A 14,410-nucleotide genomic window follows, 5' to 3' on the forward strand; every position below is an offset into this window, starting at 1 on the left:
AGCTGCAAAGAGAGAGACCATGTTCACAAAAATACTGATCGCAAACCGGGGCGAAATCGCCTGCCGTGTGGCCGCTACTGCGCGCCGCATGGGCATCAAGACTGTCGCCGTGTATTCCGCAGCAGATGCCAACGCCAAGCATGTCGCCGTGTGCGATGAAGCCGTGCTGATAGGCCCGGCCGCCGCCAAGGAAAGCTATCTGCGCGCCGACAAGATCATCGAAGTGGCCAAGGCCACCGGTGCGCAGGCCATCCACCCCGGCTATGGTTTCCTCTCCGAAAATGCGGAATTCGCCGACGCCTGCGCCGCAGCAGGGCTGGTGTTCATCGGCCCGCCAGCTTCGGCCATGCGCGCCATGGGTTCCAAGTCTGCAGCCAAGTCGCTGATGGAAAAAGCCCATGTGCCGCTGGTGCCGGGCTACCACGGCGACCAGCAGGATGCCGACTTTCTCCACGCGCAGGCCGACCGCATCGGCTACCCCGTGCTGCTGAAGGCGTCCGCAGGCGGCGGCGGCAAAGGCATGCGCGTGATCGAAAGCTCGGAACAGTTCAAGGACGCGCTGGCCTCGTGCAAGCGCGAAGCGATCAGTTCCTTCGGCGACGACAAGGTGCTGGCAGAGAAGTATCTGCAGCGCCCGCGCCACATTGAAATTCAGGTGTTTGCCGACACGCTGGGCAACTGCATCTATCTGTTCGAGCGCGATTGCTCGGTGCAGCGCCGCCACCAGAAAGTGCTGGAAGAAGCACCTGCGCCGAACATGACGGCCGAGCGCCGCGCCGCCATGGGCGAAGCGGCTGTGGCTGCGGCCAAAGCGGTAGGCTATGTAGGCGCCGGTACGGTGGAATTCATCGCCAATCAGGATGGCTCGTTCTACTTCATGGAGATGAACACCCGCCTGCAGGTAGAGCATCCGGTGACGGAAATGATCACCGGCACCGATCTGGTGGAATGGCAGCTGCGCGTGGCCGCTGGCGAAGCGCTGCCGAAGAAACAGGACGAGCTGACCATCCACGGTCACGCCATCGAAGCCCGCATCTACGCCGAGAATCCCGAAAAAGGCTTCCTGCCTTCGATCGGCACGCTGCGCCACATGCAGATGCCAGCCGCAGTTAGCTTCGAGCTGGGTGGCACGCCGCTGGAACCTGCCGCTGTACGGGTGGATTCGGGCGTGCGCAGCGGTGATGCGATTTCGCCCTTCTACGACCCGATGATCGCCAAGCTGATCGTCTGGGGCGCCGACCGCAAGCAGGCACTGGCCCGCATGGCGCAGGCGCTGGCGCAGTACCAGATCGTCGGTCTGGCCACCAACATCGCCTTCCTCAAACGGCTGGTAGAAGGGCAGGCCTTCTCCAGCGCCGATCTCGATACGGGCCTGATCGAGCGCCACCACGCCAGCCTGTTCCCTGCTGCGGCAGCGGCGCCAGACTGCGTGCTGGCACTGGCCGCCGTGGCGCTGATCGAAGCGGAGAAGGAAGTGTCGGCTGCCCAGTCGGGCGCCAATGCGGCCGATCCGTGGGGGCAGGCACTGGGCTGGCGCATGAATCAGGCCTATCTGCGCAAGCTGTCCTTCAGCGACGAATTCAGCGTACAGTCAGGTGAGCCTTACTGCGTGGGCGTGCGCTACCGCGCGCACGACTGGCTGTTTGGCGTAGGCGACGCGGAGCCGCAGGTACTCAGCCTGATGTCGCAGCAGGGCTGCGATTTCAGCATCAAGCTCGGTGATCTGGCCGTGCACGGCAGTGTGCGGCGCGATGGCGAAGTGCTGCATGTGTTCTGCAACGGCGCCCACTATCCGCTCAGTTATCACGACCCTATGGCCCATGCCGGCGAAAGCGAAACAGAAGGCGGCCGCCTGACGGCGCCGATGCCGGGCAAGGTGGTGGCGGTGATGGCCAGCGCCGGCCAGAGCGTGAAGAAGGGCGATGCGCTGGTCATCATGGAAGCCATGAAGATGGAGCACACCATCGCCGCGCCGCATGACGGCGTGGTGCAAGAAGTGCTGTATGGTGTGGGCGATCAGGTAGCCGACGGCGCACCGCTGCTGGCGTTTACAACGGCTTAAGGAGTAGGTATGCGGATTCTTTTGCATCGCGCGGATGGCAATACGGGACCATGGATAGAGGACTTTGCCCGCCATCTGCCGGAGGCTCAGGTAGAGGTGTGGAGCGAGGAGCATAGCCAGGGCCCATATGACTATGCCGTGGTGTGGTCGCCGCCGCAGGCCATGCTGGCCCAGCTGGCACAGGTCAAGGCGATTTTCCTCACCGGCGCCGGGGTTGATGCGCTGATGCGCTACAACGACGACATTCCGGCCCACATACCCGTGATCCGGCTGGAAGACGCCGGCATGGCCGCGCAGATGGCCGAATATGTGAGCTACGCCGTGCTGCGCTACTTCCGCCGGCTGGACGAATACGAGGCACAGTCGCGCGCTGGCGTGTGGCAGCCGCTGCCTCAGCATGTGCGCGCCGATTTCAGCGTGGGCGTGCTGGGCATGGGTGTGCTGGGCAGCCGCGTGCTGGAAGCGCTGAAGACTTTCGGCTTCCCCCTGCGCGGCTGGAGCCGCAGCCCGAAACAGGTCGATGGCGTGGCATGCTTCCACGGCAGCGATGGTCTGGATAGCTTCCTGCGCGGCAGCCGCGTGCTAGTCTGCATGCTGCCGCTGACGCCGGAAACCAGCAATCTGCTCGACCGCAGCAATATGAGCAAACTGCCTGCCGGCGCCTACCTGATCAACGTAGCGCGCGGCGCCCATGTGGCCGAACCGGATCTGCTCACGCTGATCAAGTCCGGCCATATCAGCGCTGCCACGCTCGATGTGTTCCGCAACGAACCGCTGCCGCAGCAGCATCCGTTCTGGCAGGAGCCGCGCATTACCATCACGCCGCATATCTCGGCGCTCACGCTGCGCAGCGAAAGCATCGCGCAGATGGCGGACAAGATACGTGCACTCGGTGCCGGCCAGAGCGTGGCCGGTGTGGTCGACCGCAGCAAGGGGTACTGATATGAGCATCAACAGCAGCCTGCCCAAGCAGGTCAAAATCGTCGAAGTGGGCCCGCGCGACGGCCTGCAGAACGAAAAGGAAAACGTCCCGGCCGAGATCAAGATCGAGCTGGTCAACCGTCTTACCAGCGCCGGCTTCCGCAACATCGAAGCAGCGTCCTTCGTGTCGCCCAAGTGGGTGCCGCAGATGGCCACCAGCGCCGAGGTGATGGCCGCCATCGAGCGCCGGCAAGGCGTGATCTATTCCGCGCTGACGCCGAATATGCAGGGCTTCGAAGCCGCGCTGGCCGCCAAAGCCGACGAGGTGGTGATTTTCGGCTCGGCCTCGGAAGCGTTCTCGCAAAAGAATATCAACTGCTCGATCGCCGAATCCATCGCCCGTTTCGAAAGCGTGGCCAGGGCCGCCAAGGATAGCGGTCTGCGTCTGCGCGGCAGTATCAGCTGCGCTTTCGGCTGCCCGTATCAGGGCGACGTGCCGCTGTCGGCCGTGGCCGATGTGGTGGGGCGCATGCGCGATCTGGGCTGCGACGAAATCGACATTGCCGACACGATAGGCGTGGCCACGCCGCGCAAAACGCAGACGGTGATGGAAGCAGCCATCCGCGCCTTCCGCATCGACGGCCTGTCCGGCCACTTCCACGATACCTATGGTCAGGCGCTGGCGAATATCTACGCCAGTCTGGAAGTAGGCATCTCGATATTCCACTCGTCCGTCACGGGTCTGGGCGGCTGCCCTTACGCCAAAGGCGCCACCGGCAATGTGGCCACGGAAGATGTGCTGTACATGATGCAGGGGCTGGGTATCGAAACGGGGATCGATCTCGATATCGTGGTCGATGCGGGCCAGTTCATAGCCCAGTTCCTGGGCCGTAAGGGCAACAGCCGCGCTGGCAATGCCATCGCGGCCAAGCGCGCCAGCTAGGCCAGCCCGATTACGGCAGACAGAAAGCAGACCTGCACAGGGTCTGCTTTTTTTCGTCTGGCCACCGGAGGAAAAGGGGAGCACAGATAAAAAAAAGACTCAGGAGCAGAAACTCTTGAGTCTTCTTTTTTGAATCTTGGTCGGAGTACAAGGATTCGAACCTTGGACCCTCTGGTCCCAAACCAGATGCGCTACCGGGCTGCGCTACACTCCGAAGAAGCAAGATCATACAAGCTAGCGTAGCTGGCGTCAAGTATCTCTATGAAAATCTATCCAGATGGCAGCAATTCATTGTCATTTGAATAAATATCCCTCACATTGCTTCTTTGAGCTGCAAGGCACGCTCGTACAGCGCATTCTTTTTGCGCCCCGTAATCTGGGCCGCCAGATTGGCCGCCTGCTTAACAGGACATTCGACCAGCAGAATTTTCAGGATACGTTCGGCTTCGGCGTCGTTTTCCTCGTCCGCAGCAGGCGCGCCTTCGAGCAGCACGACGAACTCGCCTTTCTCGCGATGGCCGTCCGCTTTCAGCCAGGCCACGGCTTCGGACAGCGGGCAGCGGTGGATTTCCTCGAACATCTTGGTCAGCTCGCGCGCAAACACCACCTGACGCTCCCGCTCGAACACTGCCGCCAGCGCGCTGGCGCAATCGAGGATGCGGTGCGGTGCTTCGTAGAACACCATCGTCGCCGTCACGGCGCGCAAGGTGGTGAGGAAGTTCTCGCGCTGCTTGGCCTTGGCCGGCAGGAAACCGACAAAGTAGAACTGGTCGTTGACCAGCCCACTGGCCGACAGTGCCGTCACGGCCGCCGAAGCGCCGGGCAGGGGCAGCACGCGCAGGCCGGCAGCACGCACGGCATCAACGATGCGCGCACCGGGGTCGGACACGGCCGGCGTACCGGCGTCGGACACCAGCGCGATCCGCTCGCCAGCCTGCAGACGGGCAATCAGCGTCTCGGCCACTTCGCGCTCGTTGTGCTGGTGCGCCGCAATCAGCGGCTGGTGCAGACCGAAGCGCGTCATCAGCTGGGCCGTGTTGCGGGTGTCTTCGCACGCCACCGCATTGACCAGACTCAAAACGTGTAACGCGCGCAGGCTAATATCGGTCACATTGCCGATCGGCGTCGCCACCACGTACAAGGTTGCGCTAGGATAGGACTGATGTGCCATTTCGCCCATCACGGGCAGGTTGGCAATGGAACTGGTGGCTTGAGCAGTCATGGAGGTCGAATGAAAAGAATGAAGTGGTGGCAGTTCTGCATACTGGCGATGCTGGTGAGCGCCTGCAGCACGCCGTTCTGCAACGCGCCCGGTGGATTGTGCGCGTCCGGCCCGGCAATTACAAGTGCTGTAACGGCGCCTGCTGCGGTGACGCCCGCCGCGCCGTCAGCCAGCACACTGACCGCTGCCGCCCCTGAACCGGAGCCGGAGGCTGCCCAGACTTTTGCTGTCCAGCTGCCGCCGCCAGCGCCTCCTGCCAGCGCCAGCGCTGCCTATATCTCGGTGCCCCCCGCCGGCAATCATACCGACAGCAATACCGGCGCCAGCTCCGGCCCGCCGCTGCGCATTGCCCTGCTGCTGCCGCTACAGGCCGAAGCGCTGGCGCAAGCCGCAGCGGCTGTGCGTGACGGCGTGCAGGCGGCGTGGGAACGCGAACCCGATAGCATCAGCATCACCACCATCGCCACCACCGACGTGGCGCAGGACGTGCTGTACAGCTACGCCCACGCCGTGCAGCAGTACGACGTGGTGATCGGCCCGCTGTCGCGCGCCGCTGTCAGCACACTGGCCGAGAGCGTGCTGGTGACCAAGCCCACCATCGTCCTCAATTATCCGGAAGGGCATGGCGGCGCGCTGCCTACGCTGATGCTGGCCATGGGCCTGTCGCTGGAAGACCAGGCACGCCAGCTGGCCCGCCGCGCCCTGCAGGACGGAGTGACGGCCAGCGCCAGCATCATCAGCACCACCACGCCGTGGCAGCGCCGCGTGGCCGGGGCCTTTGCCGACCAGTGGCAGGATGACGGCAAGGTAGCCAACATCGAAGAACTGGGCACGCCGGAAGGGGAACTGGGCGAGGCCGAAATCCTGCAATGGTATGCGCGCCTGCGCACCGAGCGTCCGGGCCTGCTGTTTTCCGCCATGGGCGCGGAGCAGACCCGCCACCTGCTCGCCGTGCTGGCCGACGCCGATGCGTCCGAACCTGACCCCGTGCTACCACGGCTACGCCTGTATGGCACCTCGGCGCTGAACAACGGCACGGCGCTGCCCGCCCTGAACGGCCTGCGCCTGCTCGATATGCCGTGGCGGCTGCAGCCCGACCACGCCGCTGTGATGAGTTATCCGCATACGGCCGGGGCCCTGGGCCCCGATCTGGAACGGTTGTACGCGCTGGGCATCGATGCCTATCGCGTGGCGCGCGCCATCAGCCGCCAACCCGATGGCACCATCCGGCTGGACGGCGTAACGGGCCAGCTCAGCGTAGAGTTCGGCCGTGGTCCGGCCCGTTTCGAACGGCGCGAAGCGGTGGCAGAGTTCCGCGACGGCCAGCCGCAGGTGCTCACGCCTTAGGCAGGCCATGAGCAGCACCCTGCAGCAGCGGCTGGGCCAGCAAGGCGAGGATAGGGCGCTGGCATTTTTACAGCAGCAGGGGCTGCATCTGCTGGAGCGTAATTTCCGCTGCAAGCTGGGCGAGCTCGATCTGGTCATGCAGCAGGGCGGCACACTGGTATTTGTGGAAGTACGCCAGCGCGCCAGCCGCCGTTTTGGCGGGGCAGCCGCCAGCGTCACGACGGCCAAGCAGCGCCGCCTGCTGCGCGCCGCCCAGTACTTTCTGCTACGCTATGCCGAACTGCCGCCATGCCGCTTCGATCTGCTCGCCATCGACGGAGAAAACTTGTCCTGGATGCAAAACGTGCTCGAAATGTAAGCATTTTTTTCAGCACTTGTCCGGCGTACTGAACGCCTGCACTATAATCAGCACACTATGAATAATCAACGCATCCTCTCGCACTTCCACGAAAGTGCCGAAATCAAAATCCAGTCTGCCACCGTGCTGGCGCCCCATATCGCCCAGGCGATCGAACTGATGTTCTCGGCGTTATCCAATGGCAATAAGATTCTCGTCTGCGGCAATGGCGGTTCTGCGGCCGATGCCCAGCATTTCGCCGCCGAGCTGGTGGGCCGCTTCGAACGCGAGCGCTTCCCCCTGCCAGCACTGGCGCTGACCACCGATACGTCTATCCTGACGGCGGTGGCCAATGATTACAGCTACCGCGATATTTTCTCGAAACAGGTACAGGCTTTCGGCCAGGCGGGCGATATTCTGCTGGCGCTGTCCACCTCGGGCAATTCGGCCAACGTGATGGCCGCCATCGAGGCAGCGCTGGAACGCGAAATGCGCGTCGTGGCGCTGACCGGCAAAGGCGGCGGCGCCATCGGCAAAATGCTCACCGATGCCGACGTGCATATCTGCGTACCGGCCGACCGCACGGCCCGCATCCAGGAAGTCCATCTGGTAACCATACACTGCATTTGCGACGGGATCGACGTCGCCCTGTTCGGAGGAGATGTGAATGAGTAAGTCTGCCGCCATCTGGCAAACCCTGCGCCGGCCGCTGGCCATGAGCCTGCTGTGTGCCGGTCTGGTCAGCTCGCTGTCCGGCTGCGTCGCTCTGGTCGCTGGCGGTGCCATTTCCGGCACGCTAGCCGCGACCGACCGCCGCACCTTCGGCGCCCAGACGGAAGACCGTGCCATCGAAGTCAAAGGCGGCATCAAGCTCAATAACGTGATCGGCTCGGCCGGCCACATCAACATCAATGCCTTCAACCGCCGCGCCCTGCTGACGGGCGAAGTGCGCGATGAAGCTACCCGCGCCCAGGCTGAGCGCGAAGTGGCCGGCATCGAAGGCGTAGTCTCGGTGATCAACGAACTGGAAATCGCCGGTAGTTCGAGCTTCTCTTCGCGCTCGAACGACACCATGATCACCACCAAGGTCAAAGCCAGCCTGATCGACCGCAAGGATATTTCGGCCAACTCCTTCCAGGTGGTGACCGAACGCGGCAACGTCTATCTGCAAGGCCGCGTCACCCAGCGCGAAGGCCAGATCGCCGCCGATATCGCCCGCGGCGTGAGCGGCGTGGCCAAAGTGGTGAAGGTCTTCGAATACATTACCGAAGAGGAGTGGAAATCGTTCCAGCCTCGTCCAGCTAGCAACTCCTGATCATGTCTACCTCGCAAGCTTCCAAGGGCTGGGTCAAGCCCGTACTGGCCGCCGTCGTGCTGGCGCTGGCCGGCGCTGGCGCCTACGTCAGCCTGAACAAACGCCCCGCTGCGCCGCAAGTGGCTTTTGTCAGCATCAAGGGCGACAAAATCGCGCCGGATAGCCTGAAAGGCAAAGTGGTGATGGTCAATTTCTGGGCCACTTCCTGCACCACTTGCGTGGCCGAAATGCCGAAGATGGTCGAGACCTATAACAAGTTCAAGGATCAGGGACTGGAGTTCGTCGCTGTAGCAATGAGCTACGACCCGCCTAACTATGTGCTGAACTACGCGGAAACGCGCGCGCTGCCGTTCAAGGTGGCGCTCGATACCGATGGCTCGGCTGCGCGCGCCTATGGCAACGTGGCCATGACGCCCACCACCTTCGTAATCGGCAAGGATGGCACCATCCTCAAGCGCTATCTGGGTGAACCGGATTTCGCTGCCCTACACAAGCTGCTGGAAGAATCTCTGCACGGCTAAGCCCCGTGCAGACCAGAACGGCCAGCGCCTAGCTGGCCGTTTTGCTTTGTGCTGCAGCATGCATCAGAAACCGGCCTGCACCGACAGATAGGCACCGCGCTGGCGCTTGGGGTTGAACACGGTAATGTCGCCCAGCACCGCATAAGCCAGCGTCAGCGACAGGTTTTTGTTGGGGAACCATGCCGCAAACACATCGTAATAGGCCTTTTCATGGTCCAGCCCGAGGTTGTGCGGCTTGCGCCGGTATTCCGCGCCTATGGCCAGCTTGCGGTCGGCCAGATAGGCCACAGACAGTTCCGGCATCAGCCGCGTGCGCGTGCCCTGATCGCCGCCCAAGCCCAGCAGCCCCATCTGGTTGGCGCGGGTAGCGCGCACCGTCGCATTGAGCAGCAGGCTGTGCTCCAGCACCAGCTTGGTCGCTGCCAGATAGTAGTCGTAGCCATGATCGTCGCTGGCGCCCAGCTGCTGCACCCTGCTCACACCGAGCGCGTCTAGCCCGCCCAGCCGCTGATGGCGCTTGTACAGGATGCCGGCCGCTACTTGCGGCATCAGGCTGTCCTGATCGTACACCACATCACCCGCCAGCTTTACTTTCAGGCCGAAAATCTGCTGACGGATAGCCAGCCGGTCCAGCGGTGCCAGACTGCCCCGCAATTGCTGATCGGCCAGCGAGATTTCCAACCGGTCCGCGATGCCCACCACCACGCCGTAGCTGGCTAACTGATAATCCTGCGTGCCCAGATAGGTGTAATAGGCGTTTGCCCCCCAGCTATCGCGCGAACCATAACCGCTGATCAGCGCCCACGGCACGATGCCGCCCCCTGCGGCGCCTTCCACCGTGCTGACACCGCCCGTGGCCAGCAGCTTGCCCCTGTCCGGCGCTGCCGGCGTGGCGCGGGCTGTGACAATATCGCGCTGCATGGGCGCCAAGCGGGCCACCAGACGGTTGGCCGCGCTATTCGGCACGCCTTGCTGCTGCATGGCGAGCTGCAAATTTTCAGCTAGTGCATTGAACATGGCATTGCTGATTTGCAGATCCTGATGCACGGTCACCATATCGCGCACCGTGCCCACGCCATCCATGGTCCTGTCACGATATTTGCCCGTGTAGCGGCAGGGCCCGCCGCTGATTTCGCAGAACTGTTCCTGCAAGCGCAGCTTGAGCTGCTCCAGATCGAAATCGGCAAAGTTATCCTTGATGCGGGCATCGGCCACCACCAGCGGCAGGAAGGTATCCACTACGTTTTTGATGCCCGGCTGGCCACCGAGTGCACGGAACAGCGTGTCGTCGCTGGCGGCGGGCTGGGCTAGCGCCAGCGAGGATGCCAGCAGCAGGCTCAGGCCACCAAGGCGGCGCAATGATGGCATAGCGTATCGCCTCATTTCGGATACAGGATCATTTGCGTGCAGCGGAACAGCGCCATGGTTTTTCCCGTGGCCTGATTCACCACCGTGGCATCCCACACCTGCGTGGTGCGGCCCAGATGCACGGCCTTGGCCGTGGCCATCACCATGCCTTCGCGCGCCGTGCCCAGATGGTTGGACTTGAGTTCGATGGTGGTGAAATTCTCGGCGCCGGCCGGCAGGTGGGCAAAGCAGGCATAGCCGCACACGGTATCGGCCAGCGTCACCACACTGCCCGCATGGAGAAAACCGTTAGGCGCTAGATGCTGCCGGGTCACCTGGAACTGGCCAAGGACTTCGCCTTCACTGACGCGGTTGATCTGAATGCCCAGATGGTCGGGCAGCGTCCCCCGGCCAAAGTTGTTGAAATATTCCGCAGTAAATTTACTTGTATCCATCAGCAGCTTTCATGGTGGCGAGGCAGGTCACTATAGCCATGATGATAGCAAGTTGTGGCCAAGCCAGTGCGGCAGGGAAAAAATCCGCTTCAGGGCGGGCTGGCGACGTAGCCGAGTCCGTCGGCCTTGACGATGGTGGGCGCCGTGCCCAAGGCGATATTCAGCTGCACCCACGGAAAGATACATTGTAGCTGCACAGGCTGGCAGGTCGCCGTATCGGCCGCATCGCACAGGCGCACACGCACAAACTGCACGCACTGGCTGCTGTATGGGTCGGCGGTACAAGCCACCTGACTGGCGGCGGGAGAAGCCGGCAGCACCGCCATGGGGAGCAGACTCAGGCTGCCGTCACCGGCTTTGGCAATACTCAGGTAATCAATGCGCACATGGGCATCGCTCACCGGCGCGGCAAACGCCAGCAGACCGGGCGTGGAGCGGAATACCGCCTGCTGGCGTATCTGCTGTAGCGCTGCACTGTCGCTAAAGTCCGTTTTGGCGGCGGCCACCGCCGCGCGCCGGCTCACCTCCTGCACTGTATTTACCACATACAGCCCCTGCGCCACCGCCAGCAAGCCGAATAGCAGCAGCAGAAATATGACGAGCACGACGGCGAATTCCACCGCCAGCGTACCGCGCTGCTGCACAGCTAAAGGCATACGCGGCCGCATCTACTGCCCCACGTACAGCATCGACACATCGGCCTGCAGCAGCAGCCCCTGATCACCGACAAAAAGATCGCTGAACGGAGCAAACAACTGATCGGTCACCTGCATCTGCACCACCACTCTGACTTTTTCCGGCAACACCCAGCCGGTGCACGGGCTGGGCGCACATTCCACCACCACCGCCACCGGCCCTGCCTGCAAGCCCGCCATTTCCTGCTGGGCGATGCTTTGCGCCAGCAGCATGGCCGGCACCTGCGTGGCACCCGATAGCTGGGTTTTCATTTCGCGCCGCGACACCGTGGCCAGATAGCGCGCGCCATCATGCGCCGCTTTCTGCGCCATGCTGTAATAAGTGAAATAGCGGCCAAAAAATACCAGCCCGGCCAGAAACACCAGCAATACCGGCAGCACCAGCAGCATTTCCAGCGTCGCCACGCCGTACTGGCGGCGCCCCCTCATGGCAACAGCTCCAGCCTGCCGCTGAGCGTCTGCTCCGCCGCGATACCGGCAAATTCCCCATACAGGTGGCTGCTATCGGCAGGTACGGTCATGAAGAAGCGCCCAACGGCCAGCACTGTCGCGTGGCTGATGCCGCTGGCGGGCAGCGGACATTGCAACAAAGCGACGTTCAGCAGGCGCCGCCCCCGTACGCCCGGCGCCCCAGTCGCAGGCGCAAGAAAGAAGTTGCCGCCGATCGCCTGATACGGCGTCGCCGTGGCGCCCGAGGGATAGCTGGCCGTCTTGAGGCTGGGTACACCCCCACCGCTATTGACCGGATACAGCAGGTTCCAGCTCGCCTGCGAGGCGGCGTAGGGGGCATAGCCGCTGGCCGGCTCCGGCTCGCCCGCAACGTAGGCGCTGAAAGGCACGGCACGCGCATAGCTCCACAAGGGGCCATATTTATCAGGCCCCGTATTGGCGGGCAGCACGGCGGGGTCGGCATAGGTCCACAGCGGCTCGCTAGTGCCGGAAGGCGAGGCCGGATAGCGTGCTGCCGCTAGCGCGCCGAGTACGGGACTGCTGCCATTCATCCATGAAGCACTGGTACTAAACAGCCCGCTGACGCTATAGGCTTTGACGTTGGCATCGGGCGGCGCCGTGGTGGCATTGCAGGGCGCCGTGTACTGGCCGAAGCGCGAGTTGAGCTGGGAATATAGCGCGGCCAGCGGAAACGGCCCCTGTACGGTAATGGGCGCCCCCGTTACGCGCGCCATGGCCAGCGTGCCGCTACAGATAAACGGCTTAATGGTGTCGAGCGCGAAATCTTCCGGCGCACCCGGGATGCCGGGCGCCGCCAGCGGATCGATCAGATAATGCGCGCCTATGCCGTCGGTATCGGCCGGATCAAGCGCCATCAGGTCATAGCTGATGCCGCGGCGGAAACCATATTGCACGAGTTCAGTTCCGCGCGCTGCAGCGGCCTGCGCCGACATGGCACACAGCGCCAGCGGCAGCACATTGATAGAAGCCGGGCCAGCCACGCTGGGCCCGCCTACCGCCACCACTTGCAGCGCTGCCGACAGCACGCGCATAAACACGGTGGGCATGGCGGTGAGGGCGGCATCGAGCTGGAAGGGATCGACTTTGACGAAAGCCAGCCCCTGCGGCGCAGCGGCGGCGGCCGCCGCGTCCAGCCAGGGGCCGTGGGCACTGGCTGCAAAGCTCAGCGCCGCCGCATTCCAGCCCGCCTGCGCTCGGCCATACTGGTAACGCACGCCATCGGCACTGCTCAGCCTTTCGCTGGCTGCGGCCAGCGCGGCGCTGACACCCGTGCTGCGGCCATTAAGCTGGCGCGCTGCGGCCAGCGCCAGTGCGTCCGTCAGCGTCTGGATTTCCGCACGGCGGTTGAACAGCTGCCCCGTCTCCAGCGCCAGACCGGCCAGCGCGATCAGCAGCATCAGCATGGCCGCGAACAGCACCACGACGGCACCGCGCTGGGATATCCGGCGCGGTTTGCCTGAGCCTAGGCGGATCAAGTGCATCTTCCGTCCCTCCCGCCGCTTGCGGCTGCAAAAGTTGCCAACAGGAGAGATTGTAGGCAGGCATGATTAGTGAGACTTGCGTCAGCGCAAAGGCGAGCCCCGGCGATGCGCACTTTCAGCGCACGGTAAAAATCGCTATCCTTGCGCTTGACCCTGACGCAACGTCAGGCTGCAAGCTGGCATCACGCTGGAGCTGAGGGAGTGACCGATGTTGTTAAAGATAGGCGAACTGAGCAAGCGCACCGGCCTGACCGTGCGGGCGCTGCACCACTATGACGCCATTGGCCTGCTCACTCCGACCGCGCGTACCGATGCCGGCTACCGCCTCTACAACCGTGATGACATCGCCCGGCTGCACCAGATACAGGCCTTGCGCAAGTTCGGTCTGACGCTGGCCGACATCGGTACTTATCTGGCCAGACCGGACCTGCCCTTTAGCAGCGTGATTGCCGAGCAGATCGCCCAGCTCACGCGACAGATCGAACAGGCGACCACGCTGCGCAGCCGCCTGCAGGATCTGCAACAACAACTGCAACAGGGGCAGCAACCCGAGCTGGCCGAATGGCTAACGACTCTGGAGCTGATGACCATGTATGACCAATATTTTTCGCAGGAAGAACTGAAGCAGTTGCCGCTCTACCGTGCCGGCGACACCGTCAAGCAGGAATGGAAAACGCTGGTGGCCAGCGTCGCTGCGCTGATGGCCAGCGGCGCCGGACCGGAACACCCGCAGGCCATAGAACTATCCAGCCAGTGGATGCGCATGGTGGTGCGCGATACGGGCGCCCGCGCGCAGCTGTTCGCCAAGCTCAACCGCATGCACGAACAGCAGCAGCTGGTACAGGAACAGAGCGGCATTTCGCCCGAGATGATGCGCTTCGTGCTGGCCGCCTCGCGCCAGCGCCAGCTTGCCATCTACCGCAACTATCTCGATGATGACGAGTTTGCCTTCCTCAGCGCCAATCTGGGCCGCCGCTCCGCAGAATGGCCACCTCTGATTGCGCAGGTACAGGATGCTATGGATCAGGGCATGAGTCCCACTGCACCATCGGTACGCCCACTAGCCCTGCACTGGCTGGAGTTGTTCCGCTCGTTTGCCGGTGACAACCCGGCAACCCAGCAAAAAATCCGGCAGGCCCTCAACAACGAAGCGGCACTCAGCGATTCCGGCTTTGTGCATGCAGCCATGCGCGACTTCATGCGGACTGCTATTGGCAGCCTGCAAACTACTGCAGCGGCAAAGGTCACCGGCTAGGTAAAAAAAAATGCCGGCCCTGTGCGGGCCGGCATTGT

General features: G+C 63.2%; 15 protein-coding genes and 1 tRNA gene. 9 read left to right on the forward strand and 7 right to left on the reverse strand.

The window, feature by feature from the left end; all coding sequences use genetic code 11:
• Positions 1-19 precede the first annotated feature (19 nt).
• Genes GTP27_RS18270 through GTP27_RS18280 form a run of 3 tightly spaced genes read left to right on the forward strand, consistent with a single transcriptional unit; the run spans position 20 to position 3,926 of the window.
• The gene (locus GTP27_RS18270) at positions 20-2,062 is read left to right on the forward strand and encodes an acetyl/propionyl/methylcrotonyl-CoA carboxylase subunit alpha (RefSeq protein WP_161040596.1); all 2,043 of its coding nucleotides are present in this window, start codon (positions 20-22) and stop codon (positions 2,060-2,062) included.
• A gap of 9 nt (positions 2,063-2,071) precedes the next feature.
• Positions 2,072-3,004, forward strand: coding sequence for a 2-hydroxyacid dehydrogenase (locus tag GTP27_RS18275; protein WP_161040597.1), 933 nt, complete (start codon positions 2,072-2,074; stop codon positions 3,002-3,004).
• Position 3,005: 1 nt separating this feature from the next.
• Positions 3,006-3,926: a hydroxymethylglutaryl-CoA lyase gene (locus GTP27_RS18280; RefSeq protein WP_161040598.1), complete on the forward strand. Its 921-nt coding sequence runs from the start codon at positions 3,006-3,008 to the stop codon at positions 3,924-3,926.
• Positions 3,927-4,063: 137 nt separating this feature from the next.
• Here the strand turns inward: GTP27_RS18280 and GTP27_RS18285 are convergent.
• Positions 4,064-4,140: transfer RNA gene (locus tag GTP27_RS18285), tRNA-Pro, on the reverse strand.
• Between the two features lie 99 nt (positions 4,141-4,239).
• Entirely contained in the window at positions 4,240-5,148 is a 909-nt protein-coding gene (gene rsmI, locus GTP27_RS18290) for a 16S rRNA (cytidine(1402)-2'-O)-methyltransferase (protein WP_161040599.1), read from the reverse strand.
• A 9-nt stretch (positions 5,149-5,157) separates the two neighbouring features.
• On the opposite strand from rsmI, the gene GTP27_RS18295 reads away from it, so the two are divergent.
• Genes GTP27_RS18295 through GTP27_RS18315 form a run of 5 tightly spaced genes read left to right on the forward strand, consistent with a single transcriptional unit; the run spans position 5,158 to position 8,668 of the window.
• The gene (locus tag GTP27_RS18295; RefSeq protein ID WP_161040600.1) at positions 5,158-6,495 is read left to right on the forward strand and encodes a penicillin-binding protein activator; all 1,338 of its coding nucleotides are present in this window, start codon (positions 5,158-5,160) and stop codon (positions 6,493-6,495) included.
• Positions 6,496-6,502: 7 nt separating this feature from the next.
• Positions 6,503-6,853 (forward strand): YraN family protein, encoded by a 351-nt coding sequence (locus GTP27_RS18300; RefSeq protein WP_161040601.1) that lies wholly within the window; start codon positions 6,503-6,505, stop codon positions 6,851-6,853.
• Between the two features lie 57 nt (positions 6,854-6,910).
• Positions 6,911-7,507: a phosphoheptose isomerase gene (locus GTP27_RS18305; RefSeq protein ID WP_161040602.1), complete on the forward strand. Its 597-nt coding sequence runs from the start codon at positions 6,911-6,913 to the stop codon at positions 7,505-7,507.
• Complete coding sequence (locus GTP27_RS18310) at positions 7,500-8,147, forward strand: BON domain-containing protein (protein WP_202416924.1); 648 nt, start codon at positions 7,500-7,502, stop codon at positions 8,145-8,147. The genes GTP27_RS18305 and GTP27_RS18310 overlap by 8 nt, the downstream gene beginning before the upstream one ends.
• Positions 8,148-8,149: 2 nt before the next feature.
• Positions 8,150-8,668 carry a TlpA disulfide reductase family protein gene (locus GTP27_RS18315; RefSeq protein WP_202416926.1) on the forward strand — a complete coding sequence of 173 codons (519 nt, stop codon included), beginning with the start codon at positions 8,150-8,152 and terminating at the stop codon, positions 8,666-8,668.
• Between the two features lie 63 nt (positions 8,669-8,731).
• On the opposite strand, the gene GTP27_RS18320 is transcribed toward GTP27_RS18315, so the two are convergent.
• From GTP27_RS18320 to GTP27_RS18340, 5 genes are all read right to left on the reverse strand, one after another.
• A complete protein-coding gene (locus tag GTP27_RS18320) occupies positions 8,732-10,051 on the reverse strand; it encodes a DUF3034 family protein (protein WP_371865947.1) in 1,320 nt (439 codons plus the stop codon).
• Complete coding sequence (locus GTP27_RS18325; protein WP_161040603.1) at positions 10,048-10,470, reverse strand: PaaI family thioesterase; 423 nt, start codon at positions 10,468-10,470, stop codon at positions 10,048-10,050. The genes GTP27_RS18320 and GTP27_RS18325 overlap by 4 nt, the downstream gene beginning before the upstream one ends.
• A gap of 89 nt (positions 10,471-10,559) precedes the next feature.
• A complete protein-coding gene (locus tag GTP27_RS18330; protein ID WP_161040604.1) occupies positions 10,560-11,126 on the reverse strand; it encodes a TadE/TadG family type IV pilus assembly protein in 567 nt (188 codons plus the stop codon).
• 12 nt (positions 11,127-11,138) lie between these two features.
• Positions 11,139-11,594, reverse strand: coding sequence for a TadE/TadG family type IV pilus assembly protein (locus GTP27_RS18335; protein ID WP_161040605.1), 456 nt, complete (start codon positions 11,592-11,594; stop codon positions 11,139-11,141).
• Positions 11,591-13,117 (reverse strand): pilus assembly protein TadG-related protein, encoded by a 1,527-nt coding sequence (locus GTP27_RS18340; RefSeq protein ID WP_161040606.1) that lies wholly within the window; start codon positions 13,115-13,117, stop codon positions 11,591-11,593. The genes GTP27_RS18335 and GTP27_RS18340 overlap by 4 nt, the downstream gene beginning before the upstream one ends.
• 208 nt (positions 13,118-13,325) lie before the next feature.
• On the opposite strand from GTP27_RS18340, the gene GTP27_RS18345 reads away from it, so the two are divergent.
• Positions 13,326-14,372 carry a MerR family transcriptional regulator gene (locus GTP27_RS18345; protein WP_161040607.1) on the forward strand — a complete coding sequence of 349 codons (1,047 nt, stop codon included), beginning with the start codon at positions 13,326-13,328 and terminating at the stop codon, positions 14,370-14,372.
• The last annotated feature ends 38 nt before the right edge of the window (positions 14,373-14,410 follow it).

It is taken from the genome of Duganella qianjiadongensis (genome assembly GCF_009857915.1).
Lineage (GTDB): Bacteria > Pseudomonadota > Gammaproteobacteria > Burkholderiales > Burkholderiaceae_D > Rugamonas > Rugamonas qianjiadongensis.

Bases quoted from the DNA above. Each gene is read 5' to 3' on its own strand.
- GTP27_RS18330 (WP_161040604.1), bottom strand. From the start codon at position 11,126: ATGCCTTTAGCTGTGCAGCAGCGCGGTACGCTGGCGGTGGAATTCGCC.
- rsmI (WP_161040599.1), bottom strand. From the start codon at position 5,148: ATGACTGCTCAAGCCACCAGTTCCATTGCCAACCTGCCCGTGATGGGC.
- GTP27_RS18305 (WP_161040602.1), top strand. From the start codon at position 6,911: ATGAATAATCAACGCATCCTCTCGCACTTCCACGAAAGTGCCGAAATC.
- GTP27_RS18280 (WP_161040598.1), top strand. From the start codon at position 3,006: ATGAGCATCAACAGCAGCCTGCCCAAGCAGGTCAAAATCGTCGAAGTG.
- GTP27_RS18270 (WP_161040596.1), top strand. From the start codon at position 20: ATGTTCACAAAAATACTGATCGCAAACCGGGGCGAAATCGCCTGCCGT.
- GTP27_RS18320 (WP_371865947.1), bottom strand. From the start codon at position 10,051: ATGAGGCGATACGCTATGCCATCATTGCGCCGCCTTGGTGGCCTGAGC.
- GTP27_RS18300 (WP_161040601.1), top strand. From the start codon at position 6,503: ATGAGCAGCACCCTGCAGCAGCGGCTGGGCCAGCAAGGCGAGGATAGG.
- GTP27_RS18335 (WP_161040605.1), bottom strand. From the start codon at position 11,594: ATGAGGGGGCGCCGCCAGTACGGCGTGGCGACGCTGGAAATGCTGCTG.
- GTP27_RS18295 (WP_161040600.1), top strand. From the start codon at position 5,158: ATGAAAAGAATGAAGTGGTGGCAGTTCTGCATACTGGCGATGCTGGTG.
- GTP27_RS18345 (WP_161040607.1), top strand. From the start codon at position 13,326: ATGTTGTTAAAGATAGGCGAACTGAGCAAGCGCACCGGCCTGACCGTG.
- GTP27_RS18325 (WP_161040603.1), bottom strand. From the start codon at position 10,470: ATGGATACAAGTAAATTTACTGCGGAATATTTCAACAACTTTGGCCGG.
- GTP27_RS18275 (WP_161040597.1), top strand. From the start codon at position 2,072: ATGCGGATTCTTTTGCATCGCGCGGATGGCAATACGGGACCATGGATA.
- GTP27_RS18310 (WP_202416924.1), top strand. From the start codon at position 7,500: ATGAGTAAGTCTGCCGCCATCTGGCAAACCCTGCGCCGGCCGCTGGCC.
- GTP27_RS18340 (WP_161040606.1), bottom strand. From the start codon at position 13,117: ATGCACTTGATCCGCCTAGGCTCAGGCAAACCGCGCCGGATATCCCAG.
- GTP27_RS18315 (WP_202416926.1), top strand. From the start codon at position 8,150: ATGTCTACCTCGCAAGCTTCCAAGGGCTGGGTCAAGCCCGTACTGGCC.